24 protein-coding genes are annotated in these 23,529 nt (G+C 63.4%); 5 read left to right on the top strand and 19 right to left on the bottom strand.

Annotated elements, in window-relative coordinates; translation table 11 throughout:
* Positions 1-50: 50 nt before the first annotated feature.
* The 16 genes from NLI84_RS09425 to NLI84_RS09350 all read right to left on the bottom strand — a co-directional run bounded on the left by NLI84_RS09425 (position 51) and on the right by NLI84_RS09350 (position 15,221).
* Positions 51-314: a type B 50S ribosomal protein L31 gene (locus NLI84_RS09425; protein WP_255989836.1), complete on the bottom strand. Its 264-nt coding sequence runs from the start codon at positions 312-314 to the stop codon at positions 51-53.
* A 104-nt stretch (positions 315-418) separates the two neighbouring features.
* Complete coding sequence (rho, locus tag NLI84_RS09420; protein ID WP_255989835.1) at positions 419-1,669, bottom strand: transcription termination factor Rho; 1,251 nt, start codon at positions 1,667-1,669, stop codon at positions 419-421.
* Between the two features lie 184 nt (positions 1,670-1,853).
* Positions 1,854-2,180: a thioredoxin TrxA gene (gene trxA, locus NLI84_RS09415; RefSeq protein ID WP_255989834.1), complete on the bottom strand. Its 327-nt coding sequence runs from the start codon at positions 2,178-2,180 to the stop codon at positions 1,854-1,856.
* A 132-nt stretch (positions 2,181-2,312) separates the two neighbouring features.
* Complete coding sequence (gene radA / locus NLI84_RS09410; RefSeq protein ID WP_255989833.1) at positions 2,313-3,662, bottom strand: DNA repair protein RadA; 1,350 nt, start codon at positions 3,660-3,662, stop codon at positions 2,313-2,315.
* Between the two features lie 93 nt (positions 3,663-3,755).
* Positions 3,756-5,141, bottom strand: a complete 1,386-nt coding sequence (flgL, locus tag NLI84_RS09405; protein WP_255989832.1) for a flagellar hook-associated protein FlgL — start codon at positions 5,139-5,141, stop codon at positions 3,756-3,758.
* 18 nt (positions 5,142-5,159) lie between these two features.
* Complete coding sequence (gene flgK / locus NLI84_RS09400; protein WP_255989831.1) at positions 5,160-7,349, bottom strand: flagellar hook-associated protein FlgK; 2,190 nt, start codon at positions 7,347-7,349, stop codon at positions 5,160-5,162.
* A gap of 27 nt (positions 7,350-7,376) precedes the next feature.
* Positions 7,377-8,297: a flagellar assembly peptidoglycan hydrolase FlgJ gene (flgJ, locus tag NLI84_RS09395; RefSeq protein ID WP_255989830.1), complete on the bottom strand. Its 921-nt coding sequence runs from the start codon at positions 8,295-8,297 to the stop codon at positions 7,377-7,379.
* Between the two features lie 130 nt (positions 8,298-8,427).
* Complete coding sequence (locus NLI84_RS09390) at positions 8,428-9,519, bottom strand: flagellar basal body P-ring protein FlgI (RefSeq protein ID WP_255989829.1); 1,092 nt, start codon at positions 9,517-9,519, stop codon at positions 8,428-8,430.
* Positions 9,520-9,530: 11 nt separating this feature from the next.
* Positions 9,531-10,208, bottom strand: a complete 678-nt coding sequence (locus NLI84_RS09385; RefSeq protein ID WP_255989828.1) for a flagellar basal body L-ring protein FlgH — start codon at positions 10,206-10,208, stop codon at positions 9,531-9,533.
* 22 nt (positions 10,209-10,230) lie between these two features.
* Positions 10,231-11,016: a flagellar basal-body rod protein FlgG gene (gene flgG / locus NLI84_RS09380; RefSeq protein WP_255989827.1), complete on the bottom strand. Its 786-nt coding sequence runs from the start codon at positions 11,014-11,016 to the stop codon at positions 10,231-10,233.
* A gap of 30 nt (positions 11,017-11,046) precedes the next feature.
* Positions 11,047-11,793, bottom strand: coding sequence for a flagellar basal-body rod protein FlgF (gene flgF, locus NLI84_RS09375; protein ID WP_255989826.1), 747 nt, complete (start codon positions 11,791-11,793; stop codon positions 11,047-11,049).
* A gap of 17 nt (positions 11,794-11,810) precedes the next feature.
* Complete coding sequence (gene flgE / locus NLI84_RS09370; RefSeq protein WP_255989825.1) at positions 11,811-13,151, bottom strand: flagellar hook protein FlgE; 1,341 nt, start codon at positions 13,149-13,151, stop codon at positions 11,811-11,813.
* 41 nt (positions 13,152-13,192) lie between these two features.
* Positions 13,193-13,867 (bottom strand): flagellar hook assembly protein FlgD, encoded by a 675-nt coding sequence (locus NLI84_RS09365; RefSeq protein WP_255989823.1) that lies wholly within the window; start codon positions 13,865-13,867, stop codon positions 13,193-13,195.
* A gap of 15 nt (positions 13,868-13,882) precedes the next feature.
* Positions 13,883-14,293: a flagellar basal body rod protein FlgC gene (flgC, locus tag NLI84_RS09360; RefSeq protein ID WP_255989821.1), complete on the bottom strand. Its 411-nt coding sequence runs from the start codon at positions 14,291-14,293 to the stop codon at positions 13,883-13,885.
* A 10-nt stretch (positions 14,294-14,303) separates the two neighbouring features.
* A complete protein-coding gene (gene flgB, locus NLI84_RS09355; RefSeq protein WP_255989819.1) occupies positions 14,304-14,708 on the bottom strand; it encodes a flagellar basal body rod protein FlgB in 405 nt (134 codons plus the stop codon).
* Positions 14,709-14,900: 192 nt separating this feature from the next.
* Complete coding sequence (locus tag NLI84_RS09350; RefSeq protein ID WP_255989818.1) at positions 14,901-15,221, bottom strand: DUF2325 domain-containing protein; 321 nt, start codon at positions 15,219-15,221, stop codon at positions 14,901-14,903.
* A gap of 408 nt (positions 15,222-15,629) precedes the next feature.
* Between NLI84_RS09350 and NLI84_RS09345 the strand changes: the two genes are divergently transcribed.
* From NLI84_RS09345 to NLI84_RS09325, 5 genes are all read left to right on the top strand, one after another.
* Positions 15,630-16,742, top strand: a complete 1,113-nt coding sequence (locus NLI84_RS09345) for a Re/Si-specific NAD(P)(+) transhydrogenase subunit alpha (protein ID WP_255989817.1) — start codon at positions 15,630-15,632, stop codon at positions 16,740-16,742.
* A gap of 89 nt (positions 16,743-16,831) precedes the next feature.
* Complete coding sequence (locus NLI84_RS09340) at positions 16,832-17,143, top strand: proton-translocating transhydrogenase family protein (protein WP_255989930.1); 312 nt, start codon at positions 16,832-16,834, stop codon at positions 17,141-17,143.
* Between the two features lies 1 nt (position 17,144).
* Positions 17,145-18,512 (top strand): NAD(P)(+) transhydrogenase (Re/Si-specific) subunit beta, encoded by a 1,368-nt coding sequence (locus NLI84_RS09335; RefSeq protein ID WP_255989816.1) that lies wholly within the window; start codon positions 17,145-17,147, stop codon positions 18,510-18,512.
* A 152-nt stretch (positions 18,513-18,664) separates the two neighbouring features.
* Positions 18,665-20,278 carry a mechanosensitive ion channel family protein gene (locus NLI84_RS09330; RefSeq protein WP_255989814.1) on the top strand — a complete coding sequence of 538 codons (1,614 nt, stop codon included), beginning with the start codon at positions 18,665-18,667 and terminating at the stop codon, positions 20,276-20,278.
* The gene (locus NLI84_RS09325) at positions 20,275-20,526 is read left to right on the top strand and encodes a hypothetical protein (RefSeq protein ID WP_255989813.1); all 252 of its coding nucleotides are present in this window, start codon (positions 20,275-20,277) and stop codon (positions 20,524-20,526) included. The genes NLI84_RS09330 and NLI84_RS09325 overlap by 4 nt, the downstream gene beginning before the upstream one ends.
* 4 nt (positions 20,527-20,530) lie before the next feature.
* On the opposite strand, the gene NLI84_RS09320 is transcribed toward NLI84_RS09325, so the two are convergent.
* The 3 genes from NLI84_RS09320 to NLI84_RS09310 all read right to left on the bottom strand — a co-directional run bounded on the left by NLI84_RS09320 (position 20,531) and on the right by NLI84_RS09310 (position 23,398).
* Positions 20,531-21,487 carry an NAD(P)H-quinone oxidoreductase gene (locus tag NLI84_RS09320; protein WP_255989929.1) on the bottom strand — a complete coding sequence of 319 codons (957 nt, stop codon included), beginning with the start codon at positions 21,485-21,487 and terminating at the stop codon, positions 20,531-20,533.
* A gap of 12 nt (positions 21,488-21,499) precedes the next feature.
* Entirely contained in the window at positions 21,500-22,651 is a 1,152-nt protein-coding gene (zapE, locus tag NLI84_RS09315; protein WP_255989812.1) for a cell division protein ZapE, read from the bottom strand.
* A gap of 144 nt (positions 22,652-22,795) precedes the next feature.
* The gene (locus NLI84_RS09310) at positions 22,796-23,398 is read right to left on the bottom strand and encodes a peroxiredoxin (RefSeq protein ID WP_255989810.1); all 603 of its coding nucleotides are present in this window, start codon (positions 23,396-23,398) and stop codon (positions 22,796-22,798) included.
* Positions 23,399-23,529 lie beyond the last annotated feature (131 nt).

Raw genomic sequence — 23,529 nt, 5'->3', positions numbered from 1 at the left:
CAACAAAAAAGGCAGCGAAGAACGCTGCCTTTTTGCCACTGCAACAACAATTACTTGTTGCTGCTGTACATGCCGTACTTGCTGCGGAACTTCTCGATACGGCCAGCGGTATCGACGATCTTCTGCTTGCCGGTGTAGAACGGGTGCGATTCGCTCGACACGTCCAGGCGCACGACCGGGTATTCCTTGCCATCGGTCCACTTCATGGTTTCCGCGCCGCGAGCCTTGAGGGTCGAGCGGGTCAGGAATTTGAAGTCGACGCTGGCGTCGTAGAAGATCACTTCGTTGTAATCGGGATGGATGCCGTCTTTCATTGCTTTTCCTTGAGGGTACGCATCGGGATTGTGCCGACGCAAAAACGCGATTATTGCAGATGCAAAAGCCCGCCGCAAGGGCGGGCTACCGGCCACACCGGATTTCAGCGACGCATCGAATCGAAGAAATCCGAATTGTTCTTGGTGGCCTTGATCTTGTCCTGCAGGAATTCCATCGCATCGAGGTCATCCATCGGATAGAGCAGCTTTCTGAGCACCCAGATTTTTTGCAGCTGGTCTTGCGGGATCAGCAATTCCTCACGGCGGGTGCCGGAACGATTGATATTGATCGCCGGGAAGATCCGCTTCTCGGCCATGCGGCGGTCGAGGTGGATTTCCATATTGCCCGTGCCCTTGAACTCCTCGTAGATCACGTCGTCCATGCGCGAGCCGGTATCGATCAGCGCCGAGGCGATGATGGTGAGGCTGCCGCCTTCCTCGATATTGCGCGCCGCGCCGAAAAAGCGCTTGGGGCGCTGCAGCGCGTTGGCATCGACACCACCGGTCAGCACCTTGCCAGAGGCCGGCACCACGGTGTTGTAGGCGCGCGCCAGGCGCGTGATCGAGTCGAGCAGGATGACCACATCCTTCTTGTGCTCGACCAGGCGCTTGGCCTTTTCGATCACCATCTCGGCCACCTGCACGTGGCGGGTCGCCGGCTCGTCGAAAGTCGAGCTGATCACTTCGCCACGTACCGAGCGCTGCATCTCGGTCACTTCCTCGGGGCGCTCGTCGATCAGCAATACGATCAGCACCACTTCCGGGTGGTTGGCGGTAATCGCATGCGCGATATTCTGCAGCATCACGGTCTTGCCGGACTTGGGCGGCGCCACCAACAGTGCGCGCTGGCCCCTGCCGATCGGCGCGATCAGATCGACCATGCGGCCGGTGACGTTCTCGGTGCCCTTGATGTCGCGTTCCAGATGCATACGCTCGTTCGGGAACAGCGGCGTCAGGTTTTCGAACAGGATCTTGTTCTTGCTGTTCTCGGGTGGCTCGCCATTGACCTTATCGACCTTGACCAGCGCGAAGTAGCGTTCGCCGTCCTTGGGCGTGCGAATCTCGCCTTCGACTGTGTCGCCGCTGTGCAGATTGAAGCGACGGATCTGCGACGGGCTGACATAGATGTCGTCCGGGCCGGCGAGATAGCTGGTATCGGGGCTGCGCAGAAAGCCGAAGCCATCGGGCAGCACTTCCAGCGTGCCATCGCCGAAGATACTCTCGCCTTTCTTGGCCTGATTCTTCAAAAGCGCGAAGATCAGGTCCTGCTTGCGCATACGGTTGGCGCCTTCGATTTCGGCGCCCATCTCGACAAGCTGGGTGACGTGATAGTGTTTCAGATCGGACAAATGCATACGGGTCTGCCGGGTTGGCGCTGCGAACGCAGGGGGACTTGGGGGAAGGTGTGCAGGACGGAGAACCCGCCCATACAGATGAATGGCCAAAGCCTAACCAAGCAAACGGGCCGCTGTCAATCCAGCGGCCCGCATCATGCCTGAAACGTGCGTGAATACCACACCGGCCAGCGCCGGCACGCCATCACAGATTGCTATCGAGGAAGGCGGTCAGCTGCGACTTCGACAGGGCGCCGACCTTGGTCGCCTTCACTTCGCCGCCGGTGAACAGCATCAGCGTCGGGATTCCGCGAATGCCGAATTTCGGCGGCGTAGCCTGATTTTCGTCGATATTGAGCTTGGCAACGGTCAGACGACCGGCATACTCGCCTGCGACTTCATCGAGGATGGGGGCGATCATCTTGCAAGGACCGCACCACTCGGCCCAGTAGTCGACCAGCACCGGGCCTGCGGCCTTCAGCACCTGGTCTTCGAAACTGGCATCGGTCACATACACAATTTGGTCGCTCATCACATTCTCCGGTTTGAGGGGGCCGCGGGCGATCGGCGGCCATGGGTTTTCAGTGGGGGCATTTTATCGGCTTTCAACGTTGCCCCGGCAAAAACGATTCAATCGACTCGATAGTTGCTGCGCACAATCAAATCACAGCGCGGCATCGACCGCGTCGGACAAGCGATCGACCGCAGTGATGACCATGCCCTCGATCGGCTGGCGTGGGCGGTTGGCCTTGGGCACGATGGCATGGGTGAAGCCGAGCTTTGCCGCCTCTTTCAGGCGCTCCTGGCCGCGCTGCACCGGCCGCACTTCGCCCGCCAGGCCCACCTCACCGAACACCACCAGCTTGTCCGGCAAGGGTTTGTCCTTGAGCGAGGAAACGATCGCGAGCAGCACGGCCAGATCGGCCGCCGGCTCGTTGATGCGCACGCCGCCCACGGCATTGATGAACACATCCTGATCGAAGGCCGCAATGCCGGCATGGCGGTGCAGTACCGCCAGCAGCAATGCCAGCCGGTTCTGCTCCAGCCCCACGGTCAATCGCTTCGGTTGCGGCGAATGGGCGTCATCGACCAGCGCCTGCACTTCGACCAGCATGGGCCGCGAGCCTTCCTGGGTAACCAGCACGCAGGAGCCAGCCACCGGTTCAGCGTGCTGGCTGAGGAACAATGCCGAAGGGTTCGAGACTTCGCGCAGGCCGCGATCGGTCATCGCGAATACGCCCAGTTCGTTCACCGCGCCAAAACGGTTCTTGATCGCGCGGATCAGGCGGAAGCTCGAATGCGTATCGCCCTCGAAATAGAGCACGGCATCGACGATATGCTCGAGCACGCGCGGCCCCGCCAGCGCGCCTTCCTTGGTCACATGCCCGACCAGCAGGATGGTGGTGCCGGTGCGCTTGGCAAAGCGGGTGAGCTGCGCCGCGCACTCGCGCACCTGGGCCACACTGCCGGGCGCACTCGTCAACACCTCGGTGTACACAGTCTGGATCGAATCGATCACCGCCACCTGCGGCGCTTCCCTTGCCAGGCTGGCGAGGATCTTCTCCAGCCCGATTTCGGCCATCAGCGCCACCGGTGCGGTTTCCAACTGCAGCCTTCTCGCGCGCAACGCGATCTGCTGCGGCGATTCCTCGCCCGAGACGTAAAGCACCTTGTGCGCCTGCGCCAGACGCGTGAGCGCCTGCAGCAGCAAGGTGGACTTGCCGATGCCAGGGTCGCCACCGATCAGCACCACGCCGCCCGGAACCAGGCCGCCGCCGAGCACCCGGTCGAGCTCAGCCATGCCGGTTGCGGTACGCGGCAGCTCGGCCGTTTCGACTTCGTGCAGCTGCCGCACCGCGCCGTCGGCAGCCAGCGACTCGAATCGGCTGCCCTTGCTCTCGGCAACGCCCTCGACGAGCGTGTTCCATTCACCGCAGCCGGGACATTGGCCTTGCCATTTGGTGGAGGTGGCGCCGCAGGATTGGCAACTGAAAAGGGATTTGACTTTGCTCATGGGCGCCATGATACCGGTGTGGGCAAGGCCGCCCAAGCGGGTCGCGCCCATGAAAAAACCCGGCCGCAGCCGGGTCGTCTCCCAGTGAAGAACTCAGATGTACTGGAACAGGCTGAGATTTTGCACCTTGGAAAAGCTGGTGCGGGCCGCCTCGAGCAACGTCTGGTTCTGCGCGAAATCGCTGATCGCCTGCGCCCAATCAAGATCCTGCAGCTTGGACAGCGTCTGGCTGTACTGCAGGTTGATGTCCTCGTTGGTGTTGCGTACCGATTCGGTCTCGTTCATCCGCGAGCCGATCGACGCCTGCGTGGTCAGCACGTTGTCGAGCGAGTTCGACAGGTTGGCAATCACGTTGTTGAGCTGATTCTGGAACGTGGCCTGCCCGGTGCCGGTGCCATCGGTCTTGTAGCTCTTGAGCGCGCTAGAGAGATCCGCCAATACGGTGAACACATCGCGGTTGGTACTGGCTTCCAGCGAGAAGGTATCGCCTGTCTTGGGCGTGCCCTCGATGCTGGTCTTCACGCCAAAATCCCAACCGGCGATCAGTGGCGTGGTCTCACCGGGCAGCTGGCGGAACTCGATGTCGCCATTGCTGGTATAGCTGCGCGGATAGGGATTGACGCCCGGCGTGGCAGGCCGAGGGCCGCCGTTGTAGTCATAGCCGTCGACCATCGAAAAGTTGTAGTTTGGGTTGGCCGAACCGTCCGGCAACGTCGCCCTGTCGTCGATGATGTCGTAGTTGATCAGGGGGTCGCCCGTGGGATCGGTCGGATCGGGGATCGAATTGAACTCGATGCGGAAGTCCTGCACGTTGGCGGCATTGGCCCACTTGGTCGGATCCAGCACTTCGCCCATGCTGATGATGCCCGAGCCGGTATTGGCCACGTTGGCGCCGGTAGCGAAGGTCTTGTTGCCGTTCTTGATCTGCTGAAACACTTGCGATCCGGCCTCGGACACCGGAATCGCGCGCGCATCGGAAATTTGTACGCGACGTTGCCCCTGATCGCCGTTGTAGGTCACGTTGCCGAAGGTGCTTTCGGTAAACGGCTTGGTATCGCCGCGAAAGCCGGAGAACAGATAAGTCCCTTCGCCATCGGTACTGTTCACGAGGCCCATCAGTTCCTGATAGCGGCCCTGCAACTCGGTTTCCAGGATGGCCTTCTCGTTCGCGGCCAACGTCGGGTTGCCGGCATTGATCGCCAGCTGCTGCACGTTCTGCACCAGCGTGGTCACCTGCTGCAGCGTGGTTTCCGTCATGCGCAGGGCGGAATCGGCGCTATCGGTGTTGGTCACATACTGCTCGTTCTTCGATTGCGCCTGCGACACCGACAAGGCGCGTGCCGACGCGATCGGATCATCGGACGGCGTCAGGATACGGCGGCCGGTCGAGAGCTGGTTCTGCAGCCGGGCCTGGTCGGACATATGCTTTTGCAAGCCCGATACACCCAGGTTGTAGATAGTGGAAGTGGCGACACGCATGATATTTACTCCTCAGCCTTACGCGATATTGGCGATCTGATCGAATGCTTCCTGCGCGATCTGGATCACCTTGCTCGCAGCCACATAGGCCTGCTGGTAACGCAGCAGGTTGGCAGCCTCTTCATCGAGATTGACGCCAGCCCCGTTGTCACGCGCCGTTTCCGCCTGCGCGAGCACGATGTCCTGGGCCTTAGACATCACGGTGGCTTCGTTGGTCTGTATGCCTATGGTCGATACCATCTGGCCATACGATTCCTGATAGGTCGCAGTGCCGCCGTTCAACATACGGTTGCTCTGCAGCGCGCCAAGCGCCAGTGCATTGCGGTTATCGGCCGTGCCGCCGATATTTTGATCGACCGTGATCACATCGCCGACCGCCGGCTGGCCGTCGAGCTTCATGCTCCAGCCGTTGAACGCCACCGTCATGCCGGCGGTATAGACCTGCGGCGCACTGGTCACGCCGGTCACGCTATCGGTGATGGTGAACATGCCCGGTGCCGTGAACTGCAGGGTAACCGGGTTCTTCAACGCCGGATTGACTGCTGCGCCCGTCGTGGTGGTCGGCGGCGTGTCGACCAGTGGCTGGGTGATGGTCAGATTGCCGGTATTGGTACTGGCGAGCCTGCCGGAGATCGGTGCCGCCGTGGCGACTTCACGCGGATCGGTGATCGACACTTCCAGTCCGCGCACCATGCCCTCCAGCGGCTTGATGGTGAAGCGATCGCCCGCGTTCATCGTTCCGCTCTGGATATTGATGGCCAGGCCATCCACCCCCACCACTCCCGCGGCGACCTGGGCCGGCGTGAACACCGTCTGCTGGCGATCGGACAGGCGCGTCAGCACATACTGCGCGCCGTCGAACGCGAACTCGTAGTTGCTGGTGGTGAGCTGGCCGATATCGCTGATATAGCCACCCAGCGTTGCGTTGCCGGTGTTCTGGGTATTGCTGTTGACGAGGCCCAGCGCAGGAGGGAACGAGAAACTGGTGCTACCCACGCCCGCCGGCGCACCCGCGGTCAATTGCACGGTAACGCCCAGGCCGGAGAAACCGGCCGTCATCTGCGCCGGCGTGATGTTGACGGTCTGGTTGTCCGACAGCCGGGTCAGGATGTATTGCGCGCCGTCATAGTCGATCGCGTAGTCGGTGGTCGGCACATTGCTGCTGGGCACCGAGACATTGATCGTCGCCCCATTGAGCGTGGTCGAAAACGAGTTGGCCGCCGGGAACGAGAAGAAATCGGTTCCCAGGTTGCCATACAGATCCTGGCCGGCGCTGTGCTGCATGTTGAAGCTTTGCGCAAAACCGAGCGCCACCTGCGCCAGGTTATTACGTGCCAGATCGAGCGATTGCGAACGATACGAAAGCAGGCCCTGCAGCTTGCCACCGACAAGCTGGCTCTCGGGCAGGTATACGGTATTGCCATTCTGCTTGTAGACCACCGAGAGGCGCGACGGGTCGTCACGCGACGGCTCGGCGGCAAGCTCGAAGCTATTGCCGCCAACGACCAGGTTCTGGCCGCTGCCGATGAAAACATTGAGCGTGCCATCGCTTTGCTGGATGGTGGTGGCCTTGACGAAAGTGTTGAGCTCCTTGATCAGCGCGTCGCGCTGGTCCAGCAAATCGTTGGGCGGCTGACCGGACGCGCCCTGGATGGCGATCTGCTCGTTGAGCTGGGCGATCTGCTTGCCCAGCGCATTGATACTGCCGACGGTGTCGGCGAGTTCGCCATTGAGTGCGGAGAGGCTTTCAGTCAAGCGCTGGTCGAACACCTGGAAACGGTTCACCAGCGTCTGTGCGGAGGCGATCAGCGCCGAACGCGACGGCGTGTCGGATGGCTTGGTCGACACGTTCTGCACCGCGCTGAAGAAATCCTGCAGCGCAGGCGACACGCCCGCACTCGGATCGGCGACGATGTTGTCGATCTCCTGCAGATGCGACAAATAGGTCTGCAGATAACTGGCCGACGACTGCGCGGTCTGGACCTGCCGGGTCAGGAACTGGTCGTACACGCGCTGGATGCTGTCGACCTTGACCCCGAGGCCGGTAAAGCCACTGCCGGTGAGCTGCGGGTATGGCGCGCTCTGCTTCAGATACTGGCGCGAATAGCCGGGGGTATTGGCGTTCGAGATATTGTGCCCGGCCGTGATCAGGCCCAGATTGGCCGCGTTCAGACCCGAAACACCGATGCTGAAAACACTCGATCCCATGATGTACTCCAGTTGCCAGCCGCCGCCTTAGGCGAGCGCGGCCGAACCATTCAGTTGACGTTGAATCAGGGCGGCAACGCCCGCGAATTTGCGCGCATACGCAGGATCGGTGGCATAGCCCCCCGCCTGCAGCGCGGCGCCGTAGCCAACCGCGTTGTCGCCCTGTGCCAGCGCCGCCTTGTACTGGCGCTTGATCAGCCCGGCGTAGTCGTTGAACGCCGCCTCGTAGCTGTCGTAGGCGCGGAAGGTCTCGACGCGCTTTTGGGGCACGCCGTTCACGTATTCGGTGGTGGTGATATCGACGGTTTTGCCCGGCCAATCCTTGCTGGCCTTGATGCCGAACAGGTTGTGGCTATCGTTGCCCGCCGCATCGCGAATCGGCTGGCGGCCCCAGCCGGTTTCCAACGCCGCGTGCGCGGTCAAGAGATGAGGCGCCACGCCCAACTTGTCGGCAGCGGCATCGGCGGCACCAGAAATGCGGTTCAGGAAGTCGCTGACACCACCAGAAACAGCGGCAGCTTTTGCCGTTACGGCAGATTTCGCCGCCGCCAGCGCGGCCTGGCCAGCGCTTGCAGCAAAGGGCTGTTCAAACAGTTTCAGGCCCTGGCCGGTACTCTGGCGCAGCAAGGCCGGGTTGGCCTGCACCTCGATCTGCCGCAGGATGGAGTCGGCCAGACCCGTCGCACCGGCGCGGGACATGGTCTGCGCCAGCTGCTGGTCGTACATGCCGCGGAACAGGTCGGTACTGGAGCTCGTGAACTCGTCGTAGCTGGGCGTGGCCTCGCGCATCGACTTAATCATCTGCTGTACCAGCAGCGATTCGAACTGGCGCGCCACTTCGCGACTGGCGGCCTTGGCATCTTGCTTGGCGAGCATGCGCATGCCATCTGCGCTGCGCACGTCGGCGGCGAAATCTCGCAAGTTCTGGCTATTCGGGGTGGAGAGCATGGTGCGGCACTCTGCTGGGGACTGCCCCTACTCCAGCAAGAGCCGTGCCAGCGCAGAAATGCACGCGGGCCACCCGTTCGGCCCATGCAAAACGGCGCCGTGGCGCCGTTTTTTTACTCCACAACCAGACTCAGATGATTTCGAGCTGGGCCTTCAGACTGCCGGCCGCCTTCATCGCCTGCAGAATCGCGAGCAGATCCTGCGGGGTGGCACCGACGGCATTGAGCGCACGCACCACGTCACGCAGATTGGAGGCCTTAGGCAGGCGTACCACACCGCCGCCGTCCTCCTGGATGTTGATATCGGCATTCTGCACGCCCGCCGTGACACCGGTGCCGAGCGGATTGGGCTGCGAGATCTGATTGTTGGCGGCGATGGTCACCGTGAGGCTGCCGTGCGAAATGGCACAGGGCTCCACCGTCACCGCCTGGTTCATCACCACGGAGCCGGTGCGCGCATTGATGATGACCTTGGGCGCTGCCTCGGGCGTATTGACGTCGATGTTTTCCAGCCGGGAAATGAAGGCCACGCGCTGGTTGTTATCGAACGGCGCGCGCACCTGGATCACCCGGCCATCAAGGGCGGCGGAAACCGGGCCCAGCGCGCCATTGATCGCACCAACGACACGGCTGGCCGTGGTGAAATCGGTCTGCAGCAACTCCAGCTGCACGAACTCGCCCTGCCCCAGCGCATTCTGCACCGCGCGCTCGACCGTGGCGCCAGCCGGGATCCGGCCCGTGGCCAACTGGTTGATCTGGGTGCTCGAGCCACCGGCTGCGGCGCCGGCACCGGCCACGACCACATTGCCCTGCGCCATCGCGTAGATCTGGCCGTCGGCACCCTTGAGTGGCGACAGCACCAGCGTGCCGCCGCGCAGGCTCTTGGCGTTGCCGATCGACGAGACGGTCACATCAAGCGGCTGGCCCGGGCGCGAGAAGGCCGGCAACGTCGCCGTCACCGTGACCGCGGCCACGTTCTTCAACTGCAGGTTGTTGCCATTGGGCACCTGGATGCCCAGGTTACCCAGCATGTTGATCACCGATTGCACGGTGAACGGCGTCTGCGTGGTCTGGTCACCGCTGCCATCAAGGCCCACCACCAGGCCATAGCCGACCAGCTGGTTGGGCCGCACGCCGGCGATGCTCGCGAGGTCGCGGATTTTCTCGGCCTGCGCCGCAGTGGCGGCAAGCAGCAGCGTCGCTGCCAGTATCCAGGTTCGCATGTTCACCCCTATCAGAACGGCATCACGTTGAGGAAGAAACGCTGCAGCCAGCCCATGGTATTGGCATCGGCAATATAGCCGCGCCCCACCTGTTCGATACGCGCGTCGGCCACCTTGGTCGACGAGATGACGTTGCCCGCCTGGACATCAAAGGGATTGACCACCCCGGTAAAGCGCAGCGTATTGTTCTGCCCGTTGATCGAGATCTGCCGCTCCCCGCCCACCACCAGATTGCCGTTGGGCAATACGTCGACCACCGTCACCGCGATGGTGCCGCGGAAGGTATTGCTGTTGGTGGTATCGCCCTTGCCCTCGAAGTTGTTGCCACTGGTGACACTGACACCGGCCGGGCGGGAAATGAATTTCTCGAGCGAGCCTGGGAACAGCGGCAGATTGCCCTCGGTCTCGAAGTTGAGGCCGCCGCTGCGATCGCTGCTGCTGTCAGAGCTGTTCGAAGCGGTCAGGTTTTCCTCGACCCGGATGGTCAACAGATCACCGACCATGCGCGCGACACGCTCCTCGAACAGGTTGCGCGCGTTGCCCACCTGGAAAATCGCCCCCTGGTTCTGACTGGGCAGCAAGGGCTGCATCGGCCGCGCCGAGGTCGGCTGGGAAACGATGGTCTGTGGCTGCAGGGCGCATGCGGCCAGCAGCAGGGCCGCACAGGCGACGACGAAGCGTTGCATCATGACTGGAACTCCGGAACGGCGATTATAGCTGCGTCAAGCGCTGCAACATTTCGTCGGAAGTACGGATGGCCCGCGAGTTGATCTCGAACGCGCGCTGCGCCTGGATCATGTTGATCAGCTCCTCGGTCACGTTGACATTGGACGTTTCGACATAACCCTGATTGATCGCGCCCAGGCCATTGGTGCCCGGCTGGCCGACCACCGGCGCGCCGGACGCGGCCGTTTCCAGAAACAGGTTCTCACCGATCGCCTGCAGCCCCGGCGGGTTGATGAAGGTGGCGAGCTGGACGGTGCCCAGCTGCACCGGTGCCGCGGCGTCGTTGTTGACCACGGCGGTAACCGTGCCGTCCTTGCCGATCGACAGCTTGGTGGTTCCGGCCGGCACCTGCAGCGCAGGCTGGATCTGGTAGCCACTGGAGGTCACCACATTGCCCTGACTGTCGACCTGGAAGCCGCCGTCGCGGGTATACGCGGTGGTGCCATCGGGCAAGGCAATCTGGAAAAAGCCCTCACCGTTGATCGCCATGTCCAGCGTGCCATCGGTGAGCTGCAGATTGCCCTGGATGAAGATGCGCGCTGTGGCAACGGGCTTTACGCCGGTACCGAGCTGCAGGCCCGTGGGCAGCTGGGTCTGCTGGCTGGTCGAGGCGCCGGGCTGGCGCATGTTCTGGTACAGCAGATCCTCGAAGATCAGCCGTTCGCGCTTGAAGCCGTTGGTGTTGACGTTGGCCAGGTTGTGCGAGATGACGTCGACGTTCATCTGCATCGCATCCATGCCGGTCTTGGCGATCCACAGCGAGCGCATCATGGCAGTTATTCCTCGTGTTCTTCAGGCGCGTTAAATCGCGCTCATCGTCAGTAGTTGCGATACGGCGCGCGCATTGGCATCCGCAGCCTGCAACAGCCGGACCTGGGTATCGTAATGGCGTTGCGCGGAGATCATGTCGACCAGCGCCTCGACCGAATTCACATTGCTCGATTCGAGCGCGCCGGCGTTCAGCTGCACGTTGACATCCGGCAGCGCGAGCTCGCCACTGCGCTGACGGAAGAGACCGTCGTAGCCGCGATCGAGCGTCGCCAGATCCGGACTCACCAGCTTGAGACGCCCGATCTCGTTGCTTTGCGTCGGGTCGTTCACATCGGTGCCGGTGACGGTGCCGTCCTTGGCAATGGTCACCTTGTTGTTCTCGGGCACGGTGATCGGGCCGTTCTCACCCAGCACGGTCAGGCCATTGCGGGTTTTCAAGAGGCCCGTCGCATCGATCTCGAAGCTGCCGTTGCGGGTATAGGCCTCGCCGGTGTCGGTTTGCACCGCCAGCCAACCGTCGCCCTCCACCGCCACATCGAGATCGCGCCCGGTCTGCTGCAGGATGCCCGGCGTGAAGTCTGAGCCGGCGCTCTGCTCGACCACGAAGGCACGCGTCGGCAGCGTGCCACCGCCACCGACCACGGGCACCGCGCGAAACGCTTCCAGCTGGGCGCGGAACCCGGGCGTGCCGACGTTGGCGAGGTTGTGCGCAATGGCTTCTTGGCGGTAGGCGCTGTGCTTGGCGCCATTCATTGCGGTATAGATCAGGCGATCCATGGCTTACCCGGTTCGGCTTACAGGTTGACGATGGTCTGCAGGATGGTGTCCTGCGCCTCGATGGTCTGTGCATTGGCCTGATAGGTGCGCTGCGCCACGATCAGGTTCACGAGCTCAGCCGTCAGATCGACGTTGGCATCCTCCACCGCCGACGGCTGCAACAGGCCCAGATCGCTGGTCCCCGGATCACCGACACGCGGCTGGCCCGACTCGAACGACTCCGCCCAGCGGTTATCGCCCAGCGGCTGCAGGCCCTGCGGGTTGGTGAAGTTGGCCAGCACGATCTGCCCGATCGCCTTGGTCTGGCTGTTCGAGTACTGGGCGACGATGGTGCCTTCCTTGGAAATCGACATGCCGGTCAGCACGCCGTCGGCATAACCGTCCTGGCGCAGCACGTTCACGCCAAACTCATTGCCGAACTGCGTGGTGCCGGCGAAATTCACGTTGAAGCTGAACGGGCTGGTTGCACCGCTCGGTGCCACGAGGTTGGTGCTGTAGACGAAGTTGGCCACGCTGTCCGGACGGGGCACATTCGGGGTCGCCGGGTTGGCATCGTCGTCGTAAGTGGTGCTGAGCTGGCCGTTGCCATCGAAATAGAGGTAACCCTGCCCCAGCGGACCGGCGCCATCGGGATCAGCCGGCACGGGGGCGGCGCCATCGAACGAGGTCTGCACCTCCCATTGGTTCACGCCCACCTTGGAGAAGAAGAACTGCAGCGTGTGGCGCACGCCCTGCGCGTCGTAGACATCAGCCGAGGTCGAGTGGGTATAGGTGGTGGCATCCGTGATATTGAGCGGACCGACACCGGTGGGCGGCGCGGTGCGATCGAGGATGGGCGCGGCAGCATCGAGGTTGGCACCCAGCTGCACGCCGGAGTTGGACAGGCCGGAGGCACCGGTGGCGCGCGCGCCGACATTGCTCACTGTCACCTGCAGGGGCTGCGGCTGGCCACCCTTGATCAGCGTGCCCGTCACCGGATCGGCCAGCCAGCCGGTCAGCGTCTGGCTGCCGTTGACGATGAAGCCCTGCTGATCGAGCTGGAACTGACCGTTGCGCGAATAGGTGATCGCACCCGACGTATCCTGCATCCGGAAGAAACCGTTGCCGGTGATCGCGATGTCGAGCGGGTTGTTGGTGGAGGTGATGTTGCCCTGGCCGAACTGCTGCGCAATGTCCTTCACCCGCACGCCAATGCCGGCGACGTTGCCGGACGAGGCGAAGGTGGCCGCGAACACGTCGGCGAACTCCGCGCGCGAATTCTTGAAGCCCACGGTATTGGCGTTGGCAATGTTGTTGCCGATCACATCGAGATTCTTCGACGCGGCACTCAGGCCGCTCAGTCCCTGCTGGAAACCCATTTCTCTTCTCCTGGCGTTGTCCGCGATGCACGCGGCGCCGATTACATGACCTGAACGATGTCCTCGAACTTCACCTTGCTGCCGCCTGCGAGGTTGACGTTCACGCCTTCCTTGCCAAACTCGACGCTCTTCACTGTCTGCCAGCCGTTCACCGTCAGCGCGACTTCCTTGCCGTCGGCATTCAGACCCTTGGCGACGATGTAGTAGTCGCCCGCCGGGGCGATGCTGCCGTCGGCGAGCTTGCCATTCCATTCGATCGGCAATTGCTCGCCGCCCTTGGCGGTGCCCGCCATCTGGTCGACCACCTTGCCGTTCTTGTCGATGATGGCGATGGCGACCTGCGCCACGTTGTCCGGCACGGTGACGCTGGCCTCGACGTCCTTCGTGCCATCGAAGGCGAACCGCTCCAGCGGCGCCATCGCTTGTTTGCCGACGAGTGCCGCCGCCTGCATGCTTTGCGAGGCGCCATACGACGACAACATGGTCGCCATGGTGGAATTGAGCTTCTCGATGCCGGTCACCGTGTTGATCTGCGCGATCTGACTGGTCATCTCGGCGTTTTCCATCGGGTTCATCGGATCCTGGCTCTGCAGCTGCTTGACCAGCAGCTTCAGGAACCGGTCCTGCGCTTCCTGCATGGTGCTGGTCGAGCTCGTCCCCGCCTGATTGATCTTGCTGTAGTCGAAGTTCTTGTCGGTGGCTGCGGTGGTATACATGGGGCTTTACTCCGGTCAGGACTGGCCAAGCTGCAGCGTGCGCATCAGCAGCGTCTTGGCGGTATTCATCACGTCGGCATTGGTCTGGTAGGCGCGCGAGGCCGACAGCATGTTGGTCATTTCCTCGACCACGTTCACATTGGGCATCGCGATATAGCCATTGGCGTCGGCCAGCGGATTGCCCGGGTCGTACACCAGCTTCGGCGGAGCCTGATCCTCGATTACGGCAGCAACCTTGACACCCGGCATGCTGGAGGCGGCGCTCGTCATCGCGGTCTGGAACACCACCTGGCGGGCGCGGTAGGGCTGGCCGTTGGAGCTGGTGGCGGACTCGGCGTTGGCGAGATTGCTCGCCACCGCGTTGAGCCGGGCCGACTGCGCACGCAGTGCGGATGAGGCGATATCGAAGGTACCGAACAGTGACATGATCTAGTCCTTACTGGCTCTGCATGGCGTTGCGCAGGCCTTCGACGCGACGCTGCATAAAGGTGATTGCCGCCTGGTAGCGGATTGCGTTGTCGGCAAACTCGCGCATTTCGGTATCCATCTCGACCGTATTGCCGTCGATCGAGGCCTGATACGGGTTGCGGTACAGCATCTGCGGTGACAGCGGGTCGATCTGGGACTGCGGCTGCAGGTGGCGCGCATCGGTCGCCTTCAGCGTCCCGGTCGGCTTGCCGGAAACCGCCGCCTCGTAGGCGCTGCGAAAATCGAAGTCAAGCGCCTTGTACTGCGGCGTATCGGCGTTGGCGATATTCGACGCCAGCACTTCCTGACGACGGGCTCGCAGCGAGAGCGCGGATTCCTGGGCGGCGAAGTAGTTGTCGATTTTGCTGAGCATGGCGGCAAGTGGACGGCGCACAATTCAAGACAACGCTTATTAAGCAGGAAGCGTGCCACGCAGGCTCTCCAGCAAAATGGCGGCCTTGCCCGACATTGCCAGCGGCAACGCGCCCGGCAGCGGCAAGCTTTGCCGCCCCAGAAACGACAACGGCCGCACTCGGCGGCCGTTGTCGTTTCTGGCATGAAGTAATCAGTGATGCTTTTGCTTCGGACACTGCTCGCACGGTTTGCTACATACCTTGTCCAGCGACTGCGCCAACGAACAGACAGAGCGCCGGCAGGCGACAAAGCGGATCTTTTCCTCGTTGGCCAGATCACGGTAGTGCCGCATCACATTGTGGCCGAGAAAATCGGTGAACAGGATGATGAGATCCACGCCCTTGAGACTCGCCGGCTTGCGCTGGTGTGCGGCGTGGCGGCCGGACACATGCTTGTGGATGGCAATGCCGTACTGCGACAACAGATCGGGGATGTTGCCGAGCACGTCGGCGCCAACCAGGTATGCGTTCATCGATTTGCTCCGGCTCGGTGTGCGATCGCCGCGCGTTTCGCACTGTTCAAAATTGAGAGTGATTCTCATTTAAATAAAAATGCTTTGCAAGCAATATCCCGATGAAAGGTAGGCGACACCGTGACATCAGCTGGTGTACGTTGAAACGATCGTTTTGTTCGATGTGATTGCACTGCGCAATCGATCGGCTTCCTGACATTCCCTTAGCAAACAGCCCTTGTCCAAGGTCAAGTGGCGGACTAGCCGCTGCAGCTAGGGTTGGACGGGCATGTCATCGCGGCAACGTAATGCCGCTTGCAGCCCATGCCTACGACAAGGGTCGAGCACGACCCGGCGGGCAGAGCAAACGCGGCACAGCCGCGCAGGGGTACCGCTGATGGTGCCCCAGTCCAACAGGGAGGTAGACCGATGTTGATCGTTGTCGCCGCAGAAACCCACGCGGGTGAACACCGCGTCGCGGCCACGCCGGAAACGGTGCGGAAATGGGTAAACCAGGGGCATCGGGTGCGGGTTGCCGCAAGCGCCGGGCTGGCAGCCGCCATCCCGGACGAGGCGTATGCCGCGGTTGGGGCCGAGCTTGCCGGCGCCGATGCGCTCTACGCCGGCGCCGAATTGGTGCTGAAGGTACGCGCGCCGCAGGAAGCCGAGCTCGCCCAGCTTCCCGAAGGCAGCGCCTTGGTCGCGCTGTTCGACGCCCACCGCTACGCACCGCGCCAGTGGCTGGCCGACAAGCGCCTCACCGCGTTCGCGCTGGAGCGCATCCCGCGCACCACGCGTGCGCAGGCCATGGACGTGCTCTCGTCGCAGGCCAACGTGGCCGGCTACCGCGCCGTGCTCAAGGCCGCGCAATACTATCCGCGCTTCATGCCCATGCTGATGACCGCCGCCGGCACCGTGAAGCCGGCACGCGTGCTGATTCTTGGCGTCGGCGTAGCCGGGTTGCAGGCGATTGCCACCGCCAAGCGCCTCGGCGCGATGGTCGAAGCCTTCGACGTGCGCCCCGCCACGCGCGAGCAGGTGGAATCGCTGGGCGCCCGTTTCATCGAAGTACCGACCGACCCGAGCCAGACCGCCGAAACCGCTGGTGGCTATGCCCGCGAGATGTCGACCGACTACCAGGCACGGCAGGCCGCGCTGATCGCCGAGCGCGCACGCGAGGCCGACATCATCATCACCACCGCGCTGATCCCGGGCAAGGCGGCGCCGCTGCTGCTGCCGCCCGAGGTGGTCGCCGGCATGAAGCGTGGCAGCGTCGTGATCGACCTGGCGGTGGACAGCGGCGGCAATTGCCCACTGTCGCGGCCCGATGAAGCGATCGTTACCGACAACGGTGTAACCGTGGTCGGCGCCGGCCAGCTGGCGGCGGAACTTGCCGCCGATGCGTCCGCGCTGTTCGCCCGCAACGTGGCGGCGTTCTGTGCGCTGCTGACCGACCCGGAGGGCCGCTTCGCCCCCGACTTCGCCGACGACATCGTCGCCGCCACTTGCATCGCCCATGCCGGCGAGCTCAAGCCCCTGTGATCGCGGAGCCCCTCATGAATGCCACTCAAGTTGCCTCGGCCGTTGCCGAGCTCAATCCCGTTGCCGAGCTGCCCCACCAGGCAGCCACCATGGTCGCCCACGCCGGCGTCGACCCGGTGATCATCAGCTTCACCGTGTTCGTGCTCGCCATCTTCGTCGGCTACCACGTGGTGTGGAACGTCACCCCCGCGCTGCACACGCCGCTGATGGCGGTGACCAATGCCATCAGTGGCATCATCATCGTCGGCGCGTTGCTGCAGGTGGTCGACATCGGCGGTTCCAGCATCACGCTGACCAGCGTGCTCGGCGCCATCGCGGTGTTCCTCGCCAGCATCAATATCTTCGGCGGCTTCCTCGTCACCCAGCGCATGCTGCAGATGTTCAAGAAGAAGGAGCGTTGAGATGCAGAACGTCTACGCCCTGTTCTATCTTGCTGCCGCCGTGCTGTTCATCCTGGCGCTGCGCGGGCTCTCCTCTCCGGTCTCGGCGCGACGCGGCAACGTCTACGGCATGGTCGGCATGGGCCTCGCCGCGCTGACCACGCTGGCACTGGCCGCGAACCCCGTGTGGTGGCTGATCGCGGGCGCCGTCGCCGCTGGCGCTGCGGTCGGCGCCTGGCGCGCCCGCACCGTCGCGATGACGGCAATGCCCGAGCTCGTCGCCGCCATGCACTCGCTGGTCGGTCTTGCTGCCGTGCTGATTGCCATCGCCGCGATCTATCACGACGGGGTTCACCACATGCCAGTGCAGCAGGTGGAGCTCTTCATCGGCGCCTTTATCGGTGCGATCACCTTCACCGCCTCGGTCGTCGCTTGGGGCAAGCTGTCCGGCCGCTTTGCCGCGAAGCCGGTGCGCTTTGCCGGGCAGCACCTGATCAATCTGGCGATCGCGCTGGCCATGCTCGGCTTCGGCATTGCCTATTTTGTCAGCGAAAGTCATGCCGCCTTTTTGATGATGGTGGCGCTGGCACTGATCCTGGGCGTGCTGCTGATCGTGCCCATCGGCGGCGCCGACATGCCGGTGGTGGTCTCGATGCTCAATTCGTATTCGGGCTGGGCTGCGGCCGGCATCGGCTTCACGCTGGACAACCCGGTGCTGATCATCGCCGGTGCCTGTGTCGGCGCGTCCGGCGCCATCCTCAGCACCATCATGTGCCGGGCGATGAACCGCTCGCTGGTCTCGGTGCTGCTGGGCGGTTTCGGCGCGCAGGAAAGCACAGCCAGCAGCGGCGATGGCGGCGAGAAGGGCTACAAGTCAGGCAGCCCGGAAGATGCGGCCTTTTTGATGGGCAATGCCGAGAGCGTGGTGATCGTACCGGGCTATGGCCTGGCGGTATCGCGCGCGCAGCATGCGCTCAACGAGCTGGCCGAAGCGCTGGAAACGCGCGGCGTGAAGGTGCGCTATGCCATCCACCCGGTGGCCGGGCGCATGCCGGGGCATATGAACGTGCTGCTGGCCGAGGCCGAGGTGCCGTACGACAAGGTGCTGGAAATGGAGGAGATCAACAACGAGTTCGCCACCACCGACGTGGTGCTGGTGATCGGCGCCAACGACGTGGTGAACCCGGCCGCCAAGAACGATCCGGCCAGCCCCATTTACGGCATGCCCATCCTCGAAGCGCACAAGGCGCGCACGGTGCTGGTGGTGAAGCGGTCGATGAACGCCGGCTACGCCGGGCTCGACAACGACCTCTTCTACCTCGACAAGACGATGATGGTGTTCGGCGACGCGAAGAAGGTGGTCGAGGAAATGCTGCACAACGTGAACTGAAGTGAGCCGGGGCCGCGCTCACCGCGGCCCCAGCCCTTGTCCCCTGCATGCCTGTCTCTATTGCGGCATACCGCAAGGTGGATCTTTGACCCGGCCTTGACTTCGGGCGTTTGGCCAGCCAAACCGACTACACCCCAGCTGCCCGAATCCCCATGAAAAAGCCTCTCGTCCTGTTGCTGTTTGTCCTCACGTTCTGCCTGGCCACCGTGCAGGCGGAAGAAGTCACGCCCGTGCCTGGCACCAACGCGCCCGCGCAGATCATGGTGCTGAATCGGGAGGTCGCCACCTTGCGCGCCTCGCTGTTCGGCTACACCCCGCTCCAGCGCGCCCGGGCGGCCGAGCAGCGGATCGAAGGGCTGTTGCGCGACGCCTCACCAGCGCAGCTGCGCTACCGCGTCGATACCCAGGGCGCGGTAGTCATGTACGACAACGCCATGCTGTTCACCATCTTGCCGCAGGACGTGAACACGCTAGCCGGAGATACCCTGGAAGCGGCGGCCAGGCGCGCCCAAACGGCCTTGTTGTCCGCCATCGCCGATGCACAGGCCTTCCGCGAACCGACTGACTATGCCTGGGCCGCGGCGCGCGCCGTGCTCGCCACGCTGGTAGCCGGTTTTGCCTTTCTGCTGCTGGCCCGTGGCTGGCGCTGGTGGCGGCAGCGTGCCTTGATTCTGCTCTTGGGCGCATCGCGCAAGTTCGCTGCCGGTCCGTTCAAGGTGACGCCGGGCGTGGTGCGGCAGACGCTGCACTGGCTGGGCATCGTGCTGATGTGGCCGGTGATGCTGCTGCTGAGCTACACCTGGGTTTCATTCGTGCTGGGGCAGTTCCCGTACACGCGGATCTGGTCGGAGCAGCTGGACCGGCGCGTGCTGGACTTCCTCGGCGGAGTGCTGCAGGCGGCGCTCAGCGCCCTACCGGGCCTTGCCATCGCGGTATTCATCGTGCTGCTCACGCGCTGGATCACCCGCAGCATCAACTTCACCTTCCGCCGCATCGAAACCGGCCAATTGCAGATCGATTGGTTCGACGCCGACACCGCCTCGACCACCCGCCGCCTCTTGGTCTGCCTCTCCTGGCTGATCGCGCTGGCGATGATCTACCCCTACCTGCCAGGAGCCAACACCGAGGCGTTCAAGGGCTTGTCGGTCATGGTCGGGCTGATGGTGTCGCTGGGCGCGTCCAGCGTGGTCGGCCAGTTCGCCAGTGGGCTGATCCTGATCTACAGCCGCTCGCTCAAGGTGGGCGAGTACGTCAAAATCGCCGACCACGAAGGCACGGTCGCCGAAATCGGGCTGTTCGCCACCAAGGTCCATACCAATCTGCGCGAGGAAATCAGCATTCCCAATTCGGTACTGGTCAGCCAGAACGTAAAGAACTACAGCCGGCTCGCTACCGGCGGCGGCGTCATCGTCTCGGTGGTGATGACCATCGGCTACGACACGCCGTGGCGCCAGGTCGAGGCGCTGATGCTGGAAGGCGCCAAGCGCACCACCGGCATCCTGCCCACGCCCGTCCCGGTCGTGTTCCAGACCGCGCTGTCCGACTTCTACGTGGAATACAACCTGCGCGTGGCACTGGCCGAACCACGCCGCCGCATCGAGATCCTCGACGAGCTGCACGGCCATCTGCAGGATGCGTTCAACGAATACGGCGTACAGATCATGAGCCCGAACTACGAAGCCGACCCTGACCACCCCAAGCTGGTGAAACCCGGCGACTTCTACCTCGCCCCAGCCCAGCGCCCCAATACCCAGGACCGGACATGAGCGAGCGCACGCACTCGGGGTTCCGCTATCCGGCCGGCATCCTGCTGTTCGCCACGACACTCGTTCTGCTGCTGGGCCACGGGTTGCCGGGCTGGCTGCTCACGCTCCTTATCGTGGTCATCACATGTAGTGCGGCGCTTGCGTTGAGTGCTGCAGTCCGGCAACGCCGCCCGGCACGCAGTCGTGCGGTGACCGAGGCCGAAGCGCTGGGGCTTGACGCGGCAGAGGCCGTGGTCGACGACGATTAGGCTTTCAGCCGCGCAACACCAACTTGCCCTTGTTATTGCCTGCCGCGAGCCAGGCATGCGCGCTGGCTGCATCGGCCAGCGCGAAATCCCGATCCAGCGTCAGCCGGATCTGGTCCGTCGCCAGGCGCGGCAGCAGCCACGGCCATAGCGCGGCAGAGAGCGCGGCCTTGCGCTCCACCGACAAGGCGCGCAGCGTCGAGCCGATCAGCCGCTGGCGCTTCACCAACAGCAGCCCGAGATTGGCCTGTGCCTCGGTCCCACGCAACAGGCCGATCAGCACGATGGCACCATCGCGATTCAGGCACGCCTGGTTACGCGGCAGATAGTCGCCGCCGACGGTATCAAGAATCAGGTCAGCGCCACCCCAGGCTTTGACCTCGGTGGAGAAATCGCCACTGTGGTAATCGATTGCCAACTCGGCGCCGAGCGATCGGCACCATTCGCATTTTTCCGCCCCGCCCGCCGTCACCGCCACGGACGCCCCAAGCGCGCGGGCAAGCTGGATCGCCGCGGCGCCGACGCCGCTGGCACCGGCGTGGATCAGCACGCGCTGCCCGGGCCGCAGGCCACCGATTTCGACCAGATTGAGCCAGACGGTCAGCCATGCCTCGGGCAGGCTGGCGGCCTCGGCATAAGCCAGCTGTGGCGGCTTGGCGACGGCGAGCCGGGCGTCGAGCAGGCAGTACTCGGCGTAGCCGCCACCGGCGACGAGGCCGAACACCGCATCGCCGAGCGCAAAGTCGCTGACGCCCTCGCCCACCGCAGCCACATCACCCGCGATCTCCAAACCGAGGATGTCCGATTCACCTGGCGGCTGCGGATAGCGGCCCGCCGCCTGCATCAAATCGGCGCGATTCACCCCCGCCGCACGCACGCGCACCAGCAACTGACCTGGCCCAGGCAGCGGCTGCTCGATCTCGGACAACCGTAGGCGGCCTTCGGCGTGGGTGATCGCGCGCATGTGGCTCACGGATCAGGTCTCCGAAATCCCGGCGAGGCTTTGTTCAACCGACTGGTGCGGCAGCGCCAGGTATTCGTGGCTCTGCATTTCGGTGAGCCGGCTGGCGGTACGAAAGAATTCACCCGCCTGCGGGCCTTCGACGTACAGCACATCAACCGGCACGGCGGCGGAGAGGATCAGCTTGACGCGATGATCGTAGAACACATCTACCAGCCAGGTGAAACGCCGCGCCAGGTTGGACTGGGCGGCCTTCAGCTGCGAAATATTGGATACGATCACCGTGTGGTATTCGCGGGCCAGTTGCAAATAATCGGCCTGACCCCGGCCATCGCCGCACAGCGTGGCGAAATCGAACCAGACCACACCGGGCGCATGGCGTTGTGCCTTGATCTTGCGCCCCTCCACCTGCAGCGTCCTATCCAGCGCACGGCCGGTCGCGATGGCGTCGAACAAGGCCGAGAGCTCGCGCTCGGCGGCCGTATCGTGCGGCATCAGGTAGGTGCGCGCGGCAGTCAGAGTACGCATGCGGTAGTCGATGCCGCCATCGACATTGAGTATGGCCAGCCTCTCCTTGATGAGCTCGATCGCTGGCAGGAAATTGGCACGCTGCAGACCGTTCGGATAAAGGTGGTCCGGCGCGTAGTTGCTGGTCGCGACCATCACCACGCCGCGGGCGAACAACTGCTCCAGCAGACGCCGCAGCATCATGGCATCGGCGATATCCGACACATGGAATTCGTCGAAGCACAGCACGCGCACCTGGCGCGACCAGCGCTCCGCCAGCTTCACCAAGGGATCGCTCGCGCCTTGCAGCAGGCGCAGCTCCGCGTGCACCTCGTGCATGAACTGGTGGAAATGCAGCCGTTTCTTGCGCCGGTACGGCAGCCCCGCGTAGAAGGCATCCATCAAAAAGCTCTTGCCGCGTCCGACGCCCCCCCACAGGTAGAGCCCGCGTGGCAGCTCGGGTTGTGGCAGCAGCGTGCGGCCAAACCAGCGATTGCGCTTGCGCTTGAACTCGACCAGCGCCTGCCACAGCGCATCCAGGCTGGCGATGGCGGCGGCCTGGGCCTCGTCGCGGATAAAGCCGGGGGTGCCGGTGAGGCTGTCGTACCAGGTTAACGGGCTGATGCCCTCTTTGGGCGCGGCAATCTGATGCAGGGACATGCGAAAACGATGGAATGATCAGGCCGCCATTGTACGGGCTGCGCGCGCCTTGGGTCTGTTCCCTGTTGTTTCGCGGGCACAGCGCCCAACAAAAAACCGCCCCGAGGGCGGTTCTTTGTTGCAACTGCCAACAGCGACTGCCGATTACAGCGTGGCCGCTTCGGTCGCCAGGTAGTCGGCCACGCCTTGAGCGTCGGCCTTCATGCCCTTCTTACCCTTGTTCCAGCCGGCCGGGCAGACTTCACCGTGCTCTTCGTGGAACTGCAGCGCGTCGATGGTACGCAGCGTTTCGTCAACGTTGCGGCCCAGCGGCAGATCGTTCACCAGCTGGTGACGCACGACACCGGCCTTGTCGATCAGGAAGGTGCCGCGGAAGGCGACGCCAGCGACCGATTCCACGTCGTAGGCCTTGGCAACTTCGTGCTTCACGTCAGCGACCAGCGTGTAGCCAACCTGGCCGATACCCCCCTTCTCGACCGGGGTGTTGCGCCAGGCGCTGTGGGTGAATTCGCTGTCGATCGACACGCCGATCACTTCGACGTTGCGCTTCTTGAACTCTTCGAGGCGGTTGTCGAACGCGATCAGCTCGGACGGGCACACGAAGGTGAAGTCCAGCGGGTAGAAGAACAGGACGGCGTACTTGCCTTTGATCGCATCGTTGAAGTTGAATTTTTCGACGATCTGACCGTTGCCAAGTACGGCAGCGGTGGTGAATTCGGGAGCGGGTTTGCCAACGAGCACAGCCATGGTGATCTCCTTGAGACGGGCGATTGGGAAGACGTCGGCGGGCGGCTGGCCTGCCGGATCAATAAGCCGCGACAAAGATAAACAGTCGCGCCGGCCGCGTCCAATAAGGAAACTTCATATGCTCCATAGGT

The sequence above is a fragment of the Chitinolyticbacter albus genome (assembly GCF_024437655.1).
Taxonomy (GTDB): Bacteria; Pseudomonadota; Gammaproteobacteria; order Burkholderiales; family Chitinibacteraceae; genus Chitinolyticbacter; species Chitinolyticbacter albus.
Note: the sequence above shows the minus strand (reverse complement) of the source record. Positions and strands in the feature narration are given on the sequence as shown.